Source organism: Arcicella sp. GW458-12-2-14-TSB2 (assembly GCF_059423785.1).
Window position 1 is genome coordinate 1 of sequence record NZ_JBWKYN010000175.1, and the last position, 12,552, is coordinate 12,552.

13 protein-coding genes are annotated in these 12,552 nt (G+C 35.0%); 5 read left to right on the plus strand and 8 right to left on the minus strand.

Annotated elements, in window-relative coordinates; all coding sequences use genetic code 11:
- Positions 1-94: 94 nt before the first annotated feature.
- Together AC07XN_RS19845 and AC07XN_RS19850 are read right to left on the minus strand one after the other, a co-directional pair.
- Positions 95-466 carry an energy transducer TonB gene (locus AC07XN_RS19845; RefSeq protein WP_494744297.1) on the minus strand — a complete coding sequence of 124 codons (372 nt, stop codon included), beginning with the start codon at positions 464-466 and terminating at the stop codon, positions 95-97.
- A 155-nt stretch (positions 467-621) separates the two neighbouring features.
- The gene (locus AC07XN_RS19850) at positions 622-984 is read right to left on the minus strand and encodes a DUF4180 domain-containing protein (protein WP_494744298.1); all 363 of its coding nucleotides are present in this window, start codon (positions 982-984) and stop codon (positions 622-624) included.
- A gap of 339 nt (positions 985-1,323) precedes the next feature.
- Here AC07XN_RS19850 and AC07XN_RS19855 point away from each other — a divergent pair, with 339 nt between their 5' ends.
- On the plus strand, positions 1,324-1,851 hold the full coding sequence (locus AC07XN_RS19855) for a C40 family peptidase (RefSeq protein WP_309915832.1): 528 nt from the start codon (positions 1,324-1,326) through the stop codon (positions 1,849-1,851).
- 64 nt (positions 1,852-1,915) lie between these two features.
- Here the strand turns inward: AC07XN_RS19855 and AC07XN_RS19860 are convergent, their stop codons facing one another.
- Positions 1,916-2,221, minus strand: a complete 306-nt coding sequence (locus tag AC07XN_RS19860; protein ID WP_494744299.1) for a response regulator receiver protein — start codon at positions 2,219-2,221, stop codon at positions 1,916-1,918.
- Positions 2,218-3,093: a pirin family protein gene (locus tag AC07XN_RS19865; RefSeq protein WP_309915839.1), complete on the minus strand. Its 876-nt coding sequence runs from the start codon at positions 3,091-3,093 to the stop codon at positions 2,218-2,220. Before AC07XN_RS19865 ends, AC07XN_RS19860 begins: the two co-directional genes overlap by 4 nt.
- Before the next feature lie 278 nt (positions 3,094-3,371).
- Between AC07XN_RS19865 and AC07XN_RS19870 the strand changes: the two genes are divergently transcribed.
- Positions 3,372-4,646: a ComEC/Rec2 family competence protein gene (locus tag AC07XN_RS19870; RefSeq protein ID WP_494744300.1), complete on the plus strand. Its 1,275-nt coding sequence runs from the start codon at positions 3,372-3,374 to the stop codon at positions 4,644-4,646.
- A 98-nt stretch (positions 4,647-4,744) separates the two neighbouring features.
- Here the strand turns inward: AC07XN_RS19870 and AC07XN_RS19875 are convergent, their stop codons facing one another.
- From AC07XN_RS19875 to AC07XN_RS19885, 3 genes are all read right to left on the minus strand, one after another.
- Positions 4,745-5,908: a glycosyltransferase family protein gene (locus AC07XN_RS19875; RefSeq protein WP_494744301.1), complete on the minus strand. Its 1,164-nt coding sequence runs from the start codon at positions 5,906-5,908 to the stop codon at positions 4,745-4,747.
- A 12-nt stretch (positions 5,909-5,920) separates the two neighbouring features.
- Positions 5,921-6,754, minus strand: a complete 834-nt coding sequence (locus AC07XN_RS19880; protein ID WP_309915845.1) for a UDP-2,3-diacylglucosamine diphosphatase — start codon at positions 6,752-6,754, stop codon at positions 5,921-5,923.
- Between the two features lie 64 nt (positions 6,755-6,818).
- Entirely contained in the window at positions 6,819-7,505 is a 687-nt protein-coding gene (locus tag AC07XN_RS19885; RefSeq protein ID WP_309915847.1) for a response regulator transcription factor, read from the minus strand.
- A gap of 361 nt (positions 7,506-7,866) precedes the next feature.
- On the opposite strand from AC07XN_RS19885, the gene AC07XN_RS19890 reads away from it, so the two are divergent.
- A complete protein-coding gene (locus AC07XN_RS19890; RefSeq protein WP_494744302.1) occupies positions 7,867-8,802 on the plus strand; it encodes an ATP-grasp domain-containing protein in 936 nt (311 codons plus the stop codon).
- A 107-nt stretch (positions 8,803-8,909) separates the two neighbouring features.
- Complete coding sequence (locus AC07XN_RS19895) at positions 8,910-9,845, plus strand: metallophosphoesterase family protein (protein ID WP_309915853.1); 936 nt, start codon at positions 8,910-8,912, stop codon at positions 9,843-9,845.
- A gap of 216 nt (positions 9,846-10,061) precedes the next feature.
- On the opposite strand, the gene AC07XN_RS19900 is transcribed toward AC07XN_RS19895, so the two are convergent.
- The gene (locus AC07XN_RS19900) at positions 10,062-10,703 is read right to left on the minus strand and encodes a response regulator (RefSeq protein ID WP_309915855.1); all 642 of its coding nucleotides are present in this window, start codon (positions 10,701-10,703) and stop codon (positions 10,062-10,064) included.
- Positions 10,704-10,741: 38 nt separating this feature from the next.
- Between AC07XN_RS19900 and AC07XN_RS19905 the strand changes: the two genes are divergently transcribed.
- Positions 10,742-12,481: a sensor histidine kinase gene (locus AC07XN_RS19905; RefSeq protein WP_494744303.1), complete on the plus strand. Its 1,740-nt coding sequence runs from the start codon at positions 10,742-10,744 to the stop codon at positions 12,479-12,481.
- Positions 12,482-12,552: the final 71 nt, after the last annotated feature.

The following is a 12,552-nucleotide window of genomic DNA, read 5'->3' on the forward strand; positions in this document are numbered from 1 at the left end:
TAAACAATACAAACCTTACACTAAAGACATTATTAACTCATAGCCTGACGGCTATGGTGAAAACACCAACAAAGGCAAAATAGCTAGTGAACTGTTAATTTGGAGTTATATGAGTTGTTATAATTACACGGACAGCTACTTCTTTTCCATTACATTTACCTACTTTCCATTTTGGCATTAATTCTAAGAGTTTTAAAGCTTCTTTATCTAAAGGGGTATAATCTTCTATGTTCTTTTTATAAATCTTCTTATCTATCAATAGTCCTTCTTTATTTACAACAAAAGAATAAGTTATTTTTCCTTGTACTGTTTTCTGTTCAGAAGGGTATTTTAATTTTTTTTGTAAAAAAACTGCTAATTCTCCGTTTCCTTCAGGATAATCAGGCATTTCATCTACATAAGAATAAACATCCATCTTTAACAATGTGTCATAGGTTTTACTACACTCACTGTATTGCTTGTTCAAATTACTTATTTTATAGCTACACGTAATTATAGATATGATGATTAAAATATAAGTTACTTTCATATGGGTTTATGGGTTATTTTTTCAACAGCAATACTAAGTGTATTAAACTTCGTTTGAAGGTAGTAAAACACTACGCCCAGCTTTGATTAATATCATTCCTTACCAAGACAACCTAAAGCCTCCGAAACACTATTAACAAAGTTAATATGCCCAGCTTTGTTACTTTCAAAAATAAAGTCTTTTATACTTTTACTGGTATAGTGACTGAAATCTCCAACGATAGCTAAAGCAACACGATAAGTTGAAAACTTTTGAAGTATTTCACCCGCAATGCCTGTTTTTAAATCAAAAAAATCTGGAGTGATGTTTTTCTGATGAATGATGATGTTGTCAAAGCCCTGATAATATACGTTTCCTAATAAATCTAATCCATCTTGGGCATTATTAATAAAAATATAATCTGCTGTTGCCTCCGCTATCTTGATGGTATTTACTTCATGTGTTTTTATTTCCATTTTTATCGATGCTAAATAGATTAATAAGGTTTTTTATTTGTTTTTTGCGCGAAACTTAAATCAAAAAATGTATCGAAAATTAAGCCATAACGAAGAGTTTTCCAATAAAACATTCATAAATGGTTTACTAAAAGCAGACTATCTACTTCTGATAATTTTTATCATTAATATGTTGATAAGGGCACTTTAAAAGTAATAAAACAGCATATTTCAAAGACATTTATACGTAAAACCACCTAATGATGTTATGACAAATAGGATTTAATTAAGACAAGAATTTTGGTTTTTAAAGTTTTATTGCTAATTTGGTTACAGTATTTAGATATTAAACAGACAATTATGCTGAAAAAGGTCTTATTTACCATACTTTGTGTCGGATTTCAATCCACTATCTTTGGGCAATTTTTACCAAAAGATTCCACTCAAAATAATGCTTCACATACCACGCTAGGTACTGTAAATAATCTCCTCGATTTCGCTAACGACCATCTTCATTTAAGATACCGCTCGGGTGGAACTTCTAAAAAAGGTTTTGATTGCTCAGGATTTGTACGCTATTGTTTCCAGAATTTTGGGATGATTTTACCGCATGGTAGCGCTGCTCAAAGTTTATTAGGATATTCAGTATCAAGATTGGAAGCTCAGCCCAGTGATTTGATTTTCTTCAAAGGACATAATGCGAAGGGAAAAAGAGTCGGTCACGTCGGGATTGTTACCGAAGTAACCGACAAATATATTAAGTTTATTCACTCAGCTTGGAACGGTGGTGTTCGCTATGATTATTTAGATGCCGCTTATTATCAAAAAAGATTTATGGGCATTAAGCGTGTTTTGCACACCCCAGAGATAAAAAATGCTAAGAATTAATAAATGAGTGATTAGTAATTGGTGATTAGATTTTATGCTAACTAATACTGTGCTTATTTCTTAACTAAATCTTTTCAAAAACCTGTTGAATTTCGCAATATAACAGCCCACTTCCACCACCATAATGTTGTACAATTGGTAGATGAGGATTAAGCTTGTTAAAATATTCTCTGAGGATTTCCTCCGACTCCTCTGCTATACCGCTTCCTAGTAAGACCATATCAAAGCTTTTTGCCTTGCATATCGCAAACACTTCTTCATCAGTTAATGCTCCTGTAGCCGACCAAGCTTCATTTTTGTTGATTAATCGCAGTACTACTTCATGGATTTCAACATTTCTTCCGATTACTAAAATTTCAAATTTTTTCATATCGACATCGGTACTTCCATTAATAATATTTCAGCATCTTGACTAATCGCTTTTATTTTCAGACTATCCACATTCCAAACACCAAAGCCATCTCTGTTTGCTACCTCGAAGCCTTCAATATCAAAGCTTCCTTTCAATACAAAGGCATATACGCCGTTCCCTTTTTTCTTGATTTGATACGTTTTTTCAAAATCTTTATCAAATGTCCCTAAATGAAACCATGCATCTTGGTGAATCCATACGCCTTCATCTTCTGGATTGGGTGATAATATTTGTTGTAAATTATTGTGCCTGTCTTTTGTATCTAACGTAATTTGGTCATAACGTGGCGTAACGTTCTTTTTATTGGGGAAAACCCATATCTGCAAAAATTTCACTAAGCTATCTTGGCTTTGGTTGTATTCAGAGTGGTAAATGCCTGTTCCTGCACTCATTACTTGAATATCTCCTTGCTTGATTACCGCCACATTCCCCATGCTATCTTTATGCTCTAAGTTTCCTTCAAGCGGAATAGAGATAATTTCCATATTATCATGCGGATGTCTGCCAAAGCCTTTACCAGCATCCACACGGTCGTCGTTCAAAACCCTCAACACGCCAAAGTGCATGCGTTCTGGGTTGTAATAATTAGCAAAACTAAAAGTATGATTGCTATCTAACCACCCATGATTAGCATGTCCACGAGAATCAGCCTTATGCAAAACAGAGTTTTCTAGTATTTTAGAAGGGGTATTAGGAATATGATTAAACCCGATAATATCCAATTCTTGTAATTCATCTATATCGTTTTTGATTACATTGCCCAAAGCAGCAGTTGCTGCAAAAATACCAGTACCTGTAATGCCTTTTTGTATGAATGTCTTTCTGTCCATCGTCGTGTTTGTTTTTTCTTGAGTCAAAATTACTGTGCCAATATTTCCGAAACATTGAACTAGGACAAGATATTTAATGATTGTTTATTTATAAGCGTTTCTTTTCCTACAAAATTAACGCTATCATAATTTCATCATTTAGAAATATGAAAGAAAAAGATATAATTTACTATTATGTTAAAGGCTTTCTCAAATTGAAGCGTAAATTAGCTACTCTCTTCTTTATAATTAGATTGCTTTATACACATCATTCAACCCAACAACCTAATACAATATTGATGAAAACTTACATATTCTTCTTGTTGATATTTTGTGCGTCCATTACTAGGCTTCAAGCACAAATAAATCCAGATACCACCAATATTCAATGGCATCAAGGCTATTTAGATATTCACCATATTGTTACGGGAAGTGGCGTTTCGACATTCTTTGCTTTGCCTGACGGAACTACGATGATGGTTGATGCTGGAGATATTGGAGATGTTGCTTTTCGTAGAAATAGTTGGCCCTTTACGTATACACTTCCTTATCCTAATAATTCTAAAACTGCTGGACAATGGATTGCTGATTATATTCAACAAGTATTACCCAACAAGCCTGTAATTGATTATGCCCTGATTACTCATTATCACGACGACCACATGGGCATTATCAACGCTGGTACTAAAACAGCCTCTAATGGAGCGTATAAACTATCAGGCATAACTGAAGTGGGTGATTTAGTACCCATCAAAAAGTTGATTGATAGGAATTATCCTTACAATAATTTCCCGACTGATTTAAAAGTTGGATACAAAAATGAACCAAGTATTTTCTTGAATCTACAAAAATTCATTGAGTTCCAAAAACAACACAATGGACTAATCGGCGAACAATTAAAAGTAGGAGCAATTGACCAAATAGTTTTAAAAAACAATCCATCAAAGTATCCCAATTTTAAGGTTCGGGGAGTAAAAGCCAATGGTACTATTTGGACAGGTAATGGAAACGAAACTTTTGAGTTCTTTACGGCAGATAGTGTTTTAGATGCTAAAAAAAGATTCAATGAAAATCCGTTGAGCCTTGCCATCAAGCTGTCTTATGGTAAGTTTGATTATTTTACGGGAGGTGATAATACAGGCTTGCAAGGGTATGGTTTACCAACATGGTTTGATGTAGAAACGCCTATCTCAAAAGCGGTTGGCAAAGTAGAAGTAACTACTTTAGATCATCATGGGTGCAGAGATGCTACTAACGAAAATTTTCTCAGAAATCTGCAACCCCAAGTAGTGGTAGAGCAAACTTGGAGTAGTAATCACCCCGGAGAAGAAGTTGTTCACAGGCTTATCTCAGACCATATTTATCAAGGGAAAAAGAATCTTTTTGCAACCAATATCCAAGAAGCCACTAAAGCAGCGATAGGCTTTTGGTTTACGGATGGTTTTAAAAGTATGTTTGGACATACTATCGTAAGGGTTTTGCCTGGAGGAGAAACATTCTATGTTTTAATTGCAGAAACAGTAGACAATAAACTCAATATCAAAAAAACTTTTGGTCCATTTCAATGTCAATAGTATGTCCTAAATGAATAGCCTCATAAAAAATATTGTCTGAACAGAACGAGAACGCTAGTTTTGGGGTATCAACCGTTGTTAATGAAGGTCTTTGTGTTCTATAAAGTAGAACCCAAAGACCTGCGAAAGTATCTCCCTATTTGCGAGGTTCTTCTAAACGTATAAATTTCCACTTTTTTCTGAGCTACTTCTTCTAAGTTTTTCAAGAATACTTGTGCTGTTTGCCCTTGCCAAGCCTGAAAGACGTCGCTAATACTTTGGTGGGTTGGCACATATTCAATAAAACGTGAGAAATTGAAGGTAGTATCAGCAATACCTGCTCCTGCACGTTCGCCATCTAAGGCATTTATTTGCTGTTCGATATGATTTGGCACTGGTACCATCATGATTGGTTTGCCTAGATACATGGCTTCGCAAACAGATTCAAATCCTGCTGTACAAACTAACCCTGAGCAGTTTTGCATCATGGTTAAGAATTTTTCAGCATTTACCTGATGGAAGGTAAGATTTTCTTGACAATGCCATTCATTCCCAAAATCAGGATTGTTCCAGAAACAATGTACTTCCACATCTCTGTGTTCAGAATGCCAATTGATAATATCTTCACCCAATTTATGGTGAGTGATGTAAGCTAAGAAATAGGGTTTTACTGTAGGCGTCAATGCTTTTACTTCTCTTCGTAAAAGTGGTGGCGTTACTACAATGTGCTTAGCTTTGTCTTCGGGCATTTCTACAAAAGACAAAGCTAATTTTTTAGTTGAATTTAAAGAGGTAAGACGTGTATTGAGGTTTAATAAAAAACGGTCTATTTTTTTGTCTGGCAATGAAATAAACTGATTGTGTAATAACAAATATTGATGTCCTACACAAACAACAGGAATATTCGGACGGTGGAATTGTGCATACAAGCCACAGATAATATCATAAAAATTCACGATAACATCAGGGCGATGCATTTCAACCTCATCTGCCAAAAACTGAACACTTTTACGGTATTTTCTAAGCTGTAAAACGTGCGTTTTAATCGTATCCCATACCTTTACAGCTTTGGTTTGTCCATAAACTAAGCTAGGGGCAGGAAAAGTATTGATTGGAGCAGTAATTTTTTCTTTAAAAAAAGCAGGGATATGATGTTTATCCTCCATACCCACCATTACAGAAACCACTTCGTGCCCAGCAGCCGTTAGGATTTCAAAGAGGGAAATAGCCTGCGTTAAATGTCCACGGCCTTCACCTTGTACTACGAATAGATACTTACTCATATTGGGTATATTTTAAGAGATACTCATAAAAATTCCTTTGGCAGTTTTCATAGCCTCAGAATCTATTAATTCATCTGATAATTCTTCTTCTAAATCCAGACTATTTTGGAGTAAATAGAGCAAGTCCCAATTCCCTTGATAGTCTTCTACTAATGCTGTTAACGATTCCACCCAGTCGCCCGAATTCATGTAGGTAATATCCTGAATAAGGCGAATGTCTGGTTTATGAATATGTCCGCAAATAATACCTTCGCAATGGTTTGCTCGGGCTAACTCCGTCAATTTCTCTTCAAAATCCGACACATAATTTACAGCCTCTTTCACGCGTTGCTTAATCCTCTGTGAAAAAGAATAATATTCAAACCCTCTCCACTTACGGTATTGATTATACAGTTTATTGATGGATAATAAAAAGGTATAACCAATGTCACCTAAATAGGCAAGCCATTTCATTTGTGAGGTAACCGAATCAAAAATATCTCCGTGTGTAATAAGGTAACTCTTTGTGCCCGACTGTAGAATATAGTCGCGCTGAACAGTGAAGTATTTACCTAACTGAAAAGGAATAATTTGGTCTAGAAAATCATCATGGTTACCTCTCAGGTATATTACCTTAGTATTATGGTTCTCAATCATTTTCAACACAGCTCTAAAAAAAGCAGTGTGTTTTTTCTTCCATGAACCACCCTTTTTGAGTTGCCAGCCATCAATAATATCGCCATTCATAATTAAGGTTTCGCACGAGATACTCTTCAAGAAAGCTGTTACTTCTTTAGCTTTTGAACCTTCTGAGCCTAGGTGAACATCAGATATGATGACGGTTTTATATTGTTTTGGCGTTTTCATAAACCAAAATTGTAATTTTACTTTAACCCTATGATTGCCAGAATATTAAAGGATTGTTAAGGATTTAGTTTCTTGAGAATAAATAACCAACTCCTTTAATCGTGCGGATATAATCTTCACCAATCTTTTCACGAATTTTGCGAATGTGAACATCTACGGTACGTTCGGTTACGTGAATGCCCTTTCCCCAAACACTTGAAAGAATTTCGTCACGGGTGTACACCTTATTAGGGTTACTGACAAAGAACATCAGCAAGTCGAATTCCTTCTTAGGTAAAGTCCATGAAGATTCTTTTACGGCAATAGAATAATTCTGGCGATTGATTATCAAATCCTCTAAAACTACCTTTTCTTCATCAACCGTATCAGCAATATTTCTTTGGAAAACAGCTTTTATTCTGCTAATCAAAGCCCTTGGTTTAACAGGTTTGATGATATAATCATTGGCACCAATATCAAAGGCTGCTACTTCCGAATACTCTTCTGTTCTGGCGGTCAAGAAAATGAGGTAAGAATTCTTTAATTCTTTAGATTGCTTAATAATACGCCCAGCCTCTATGCCGTCCATGATGGGCATCATAATGTCCATCAAAATCATATCTGGTAAAAACTCTTGTGCCACTTGAATACCTTGAAGACCGTTTTCGGCAGTACGTGTTTGAAAACCTTCTTTCTGGAGGTTGTATTCAAGTAATTCTAGAATATCTGGGTCGTCGTCAACCAACAAGATTTTCAGAGATAGGTCAATCATATTTATAATCTTAAAAACTGTTTGATTCAAAAATTTAGTCAAACTTACTCTTCTAAGATTATCTCTGTGTTAAGGTTGAATTATGCTTTCTTTATGTTTATTATGAAACAAACATTGATGTCATAAACCAAGTAAAATTGCGTTGAAAAACGGTCAGATAACGTCTTGCTTTTTGCATGAGATGATTTGTTTTAAGTTCTAGGCAAAAATACATTTTCAATGTAACCGTATCATTAACAGCACTTTATGATTTCGTAAAGGATTAAAGAATGGCAGAGAATTAACATATCCATAATTATCTGATAATCATAGAATATTCCTGAGCATATTATTTTCGATTTCTAATATTAATCACGAAATCATGTCAGCCCAAAAACTCATTTTTCTTTATTCTGACTCCACCTTTACGCCGTGGAAAGAAAATATTTTCGGAAGTACCATCGCTACTTTCCTAAAAGCTACGCCCGAAAACTATTATCCTTATGTAACACATTTTGTGGGCTTTACGACAGAATTTGCAGATTTTCTGAAACAATTCGACATGGTTTTTAATGTATGTTATGGTTTCGGTGAAGCTGGTCAAGCAGATATTGCCCGTTGGTTAGATAGCCATGCCATTAAACATACAGCCAGTACTTATGATATACAGATACTTGCCAAGGATAAAATGAATCTTCCACAAATCTGTGAAGAAATCGATGTAAAAACGCCTCCTATCATCCAGTTGGGTGACGTAGCTACTTTAGAATACGAACGTTATATCGTAAAACACAGAATGGGAAGTTTACACCTGAATATGTTAGTATTCGATGCCTCTGAAATACCTTATCAGGAATTACTCGAAAAAGAAAACTATATCATACAGCCTTATATTACAGGCCGTGAATTTACGGTAGGAGTAATTCCAAACGAAAATGGGACAGACTATATGGCATTGACGCCTTTAGAAATTCGCCCTGATGACGACCGTGAGGTATATATCGCGGGACAATCGTATGGAGTAACCGAAAAAATACTGAATCCTGACATAGAAGAAAGCATCAAAAGGGAAATCATGCATAAAGTATTGACATTACACAAAACCATGAAAATAAAAGGAATGTCTAGAACAGATATCCGTATTCATAATGGTGAGATTTATGTATTAGATATCAATACAATGCCTAATCTGGATGCTCGTAGTTTCTTACCAAGTATTGCTCAAAACGAAGGTGTTGACTTGAAAGAACTCTTTCGTAGAATTTTATTAGTCACTCAAATAGCCTATAACCAACCTATTGAATTAGAAATGGCTTAGTTTACAATTCCTTTACAAACAATAGATAAAGTTTACAAAGGCTTAATTGTCAGAAAACTAAGAGGTTATCTTAAAAGCCCATCTTTGCGCAACCAAACTGTAATTAGATGCAAAGACGTGATTTACTTCGCCAGATGGGGCTTATTGCTGGCGGTTTATCCATTCCGAATTTAGTAAAAGCACAAGAAGACAAACCAACTGTTCCTAAAAGAGTATTGAGGGTGGCTCATATCACTGATGTACACATCGAAGAAGCTATTCCTTTAGTGAATTCTTCTAAAGGTTTTGCAAGATGTTTACATCATATACAAAATGAAGTAAAGCCCGACTTAATTATCAATTCTGGCGATTGTGTGATGGATGCCCATAAACACAGAAAAGGAAATGTAAAAAAGCAGTGGGATTTATTTAATGATGTCCTGAAAGCTGAAAACTCATTGCCTGTTTTTCATAGCGTTGGCAACCATGATATTTGTTGTGAGGGTGATAGTCAAAGTAGTTTTGAAGATGGGAAAAAATGGGCAATGGACGAAATGGGGCTAGCCAAGCCTTATTATAGCTTTGACAATAACGATTGGCATTTTGTGATGCTAGATAGCGTTCAGAAAAAGAAGGATGGCTCGTGGTATACGGCTAATTTGGATGAAGAACAATTCGATTGGTTAAAAAGAGACCTGAAAGCTTTGCCTGACAATAAACCAACGATGGTAATATCGCATATTCCTATTTTGGCAGCCTGTGTTTTTTTTGATGGTAATAACATGAAAGAAAAAGATGGACGATGGGAAGTGCCAGGGAGTTGGATGCACACAGATTCTAAACAAATTGCAGAGCTTTTTCATCACCACAAAAATGTAAAGCTCGCGGTATCGGGTCATATACATTTAAGCGACCGTGTTGATTATAATGGTGTTTCTTACTGTTGTAATGGTGCTGTATCGGGCCGCTGGTGGTTTGGAAAATATCAGCATACAGAAGCAGGCTATGCTGTAATTGATTTATACGACGATGGTTCTTTTACTAATCAATATGTGAGCTATTAAGAGTTGTGAATGAGTGAGTTGTGATTATATTATTTAGCGATTGAGTGAATTGTGATTTAGTGATTATATTAGTTGTGAATTGTGAGTTAGTGATTGAGTGAGTTAGTGAGTTGTCAATAGGGGAGTATTATTAATTTTATTTAATTACAAATTCACTAACTCACAACTCACTCAATCACAATTCACTCAATCGCTCAATAATAAACTCACAACTCCTCACTTCAAATACCCATATTCAATAGCGAGCTTAATCAAGCCTGCTACATTTTTTACTTCGAATTTTGCTAATAAATTACTTCGGTGAGTCTCTACAGTTTTATCACTAATAAAGAGTGCAGTAGCAATTTCTTTCGTGGTTAAGCCTTTCCCGATAAGGTCGAGTATTTCTCTTTCTCTACGCGTAAAACGAATTTGATAAAGACTTTTCTCTTGTTGTTTCTGACGAGTTAACCCCCTCATGATAATATTCATTACCTCCTCGCTTTGGTAGGTATTGCCTTCATACACCGTTCTGATAGCTTTTTGAAGTTCTTCACCACCAGTGTTTTTCAAAATATATCCCGACGAACCGTTTTTAATCATTTTAGTGATAAAACTCTCATCATTATACATCGACATCGCCAATACTTTTACCTTCGGATGATTGTCCGAAATAAATTTACAAACATCCAGCCCACTATCTTCCCCAAGGTTGATGTCTAGCAAAACTACATCAATGCTATTTGATTGTAAAAAAGTCTTAACTTGTTTCGCTGTTTTACATTCTCCTACCACCTGAAAGTCTGCCTCTGTCGATAACAGAGAAGCAACACCTTCAGTGAAAATTTTATGATCATCAACTAATAAAATGCGTACCATTACGTGATTAATATTTGGCAAATGTATATTTAACTGATATGAAGAAATATTTTTTATACCCTAAAATAACAATATTTTTTTTGCTTTTCAAGGTTTCTTTAGCAATCGCCCAAGATGAGTACCCTAGTTTAAGTAAAAATTATACGAAAGCACAGCTAGATGAAATGCTAGTGAAATATCAAAATAGGAAAGATACACTTGGGCTAGCTTATACTTATTGGAGTTATGCCAAAAGTGAGGAAAAACAGTATGGGCTTAATTATTCTCCACTCACGAACCTCCGTAAAAGTATGGAGTGTTTTCTGATAATGAAAGATTCTGCCAGTTTTTATAATATCAGAGGAGCATTGGGGTCTTATTTTATGGATAGACCTTTTATTAAAGAATATGCAAAGGAATACATTAAAGGTGCTGTTGATTATTTTAGAAGGAAGAAACAGCCCAATAGCGAAATCGGGCATTTAGTTAATTTAGCCAATATTGATATTCATGGGAATAATTTTAAAAATGTAAAAGCAATACTCGATAGGGTTGAAATGCTTAATAGAGAGGTAAAAGATGAGGCATACGAAGGAAGGCTACATTCTTCCTACTCTGATTATTATTACCGTATTAAAAAATATGACGAATCGCTAAAACATGCTGAAATAAGTTATGAAGTAGGAAAAAAACTACAAATCGACTGGCTGGAGGCACTTTCACTGTACGTGAAATCTAAGTGTTTGGATGCGCTAGGCAGACAGGAAGAAAGACTAGACGCACTATTGGAGAGTCAGAAAATTGTGGAGAGTAATACTATTTTGATACAGCTACAAAAGGAGATTTACTATGAAATACAAAACTATTATTTGAAAAAAAAGAACTACCTGAAAGCCTATGAGTTTATGAATAAAGCTCGACAGACTACGGAGGAGCTATATTTTTCAAAAATGGAAAGTGATGTTCGGGATTTTAGTGAAAATAATTTATTAGAAAAACAGCGGATGGTAGTTGCTAAAATTGCCTTAGAAAAAAAGCTTGCAGACATAGAATTGGATAAACTCTTGATAAGGCAACAAATGTATATCGTGTTAATTATTCTAGCTATATTTTTTATTGGGGTATTGGCGTACGCTTATCTAAGTCGGCAACGGTTTAACAGACTGGATGCAGAGAAGGTAAAGAAAAACATACAGATAGAAACCCTAAGGGCATTAATTAGCGGACAAGAAATAGAAAGAGTAAGAATATCACAGGAACTTCATGATGGGCTTGGTACTTTACTTTCTAGAATTAAATTTCAAACTGAAAATATTGGTACTTCTAAAGAGCAGATTGCTGAAATGGTAGATGTTGCCTGTGATGAAGTACGTACAATATCAAGTAATTTACAACCCAATGCCCTGACAAAATTTGGGCTAATTCGTTCGATAGATGATTTGATATTGAAGCAAAATAGTATTTCACCTAATATTATCTTTCAACATTTTGGCAAAGAATTTGAGATTTCTCCTGAAAGTAGCTTAATGATTTTCAGGATTATTCAAGAATTGATGACTAATGCACTAAAACATGCGGAGGCAACAGAAATATTGATTCAGATTGTATATCAGGAAGAAAGGACATTGACTATTACTGTAGAGGACGACGGTAAAGGGTTTGATGATGCCAAAATTCAGCCCGAAAATAATGGTTGGAACAATATTCGTTCAAGGGTAAATTATTTACATGGTATCATTAACCTTCATTCAGAACCATCAGATGGCACATCGGTAACTATTGCTATTCCTTTTGTTTGATGGTAGTTTATAATGAACATTTTATTAAAATACACTTTCTTTTCTATTAGCGAGTGACTTAAGTCACTCGC

What these genes read in the sequence shown, in the direction of transcription:
- AC07XN_RS19850 (WP_494744298.1), bottom strand. Translation starts at nt 984, where the DNA reads ATGGAAATAAAAACACATGAAGTAAATACCATCAAGATAGCGGAGGCA.
- AC07XN_RS19855 (WP_309915832.1), top strand. Translation starts at nt 1,324, where the DNA reads ATGCTGAAAAAGGTCTTATTTACCATACTTTGTGTCGGATTTCAATCC.
- AC07XN_RS19860 (WP_494744299.1), bottom strand. Translation starts at nt 2,221, where the DNA reads ATGAAAAAATTTGAAATTTTAGTAATCGGAAGAAATGTTGAAATCCAT.
- AC07XN_RS19865 (WP_309915839.1), bottom strand. Translation starts at nt 3,093, where the DNA reads ATGGACAGAAAGACATTCATACAAAAAGGCATTACAGGTACTGGTATT.
- AC07XN_RS19870 (WP_494744300.1), top strand. Translation starts at nt 3,372, where the DNA reads ATGAAAACTTACATATTCTTCTTGTTGATATTTTGTGCGTCCATTACT.
- AC07XN_RS19875 (WP_494744301.1), bottom strand. Translation starts at nt 5,908, where the DNA reads ATGAGTAAGTATCTATTCGTAGTACAAGGTGAAGGCCGTGGACATTTA.
- AC07XN_RS19880 (WP_309915845.1), bottom strand. Translation starts at nt 6,754, where the DNA reads ATGAAAACGCCAAAACAATATAAAACCGTCATCATATCTGATGTTCAC.
- AC07XN_RS19885 (WP_309915847.1), bottom strand. Translation starts at nt 7,505, where the DNA reads ATGATTGACCTATCTCTGAAAATCTTGTTGGTTGACGACGACCCAGAT.
- AC07XN_RS19890 (WP_494744302.1), top strand. Translation starts at nt 7,867, where the DNA reads ATGTCAGCCCAAAAACTCATTTTTCTTTATTCTGACTCCACCTTTACG.
- AC07XN_RS19895 (WP_309915853.1), top strand. Translation starts at nt 8,910, where the DNA reads ATGCAAAGACGTGATTTACTTCGCCAGATGGGGCTTATTGCTGGCGGT.
- AC07XN_RS19900 (WP_309915855.1), bottom strand. Translation starts at nt 10,703, where the DNA reads ATGGTACGCATTTTATTAGTTGATGATCATAAAATTTTCACTGAAGGT.
- AC07XN_RS19905 (WP_494744303.1), top strand. Translation starts at nt 10,742, where the DNA reads ATGAAGAAATATTTTTTATACCCTAAAATAACAATATTTTTTTTGCTT.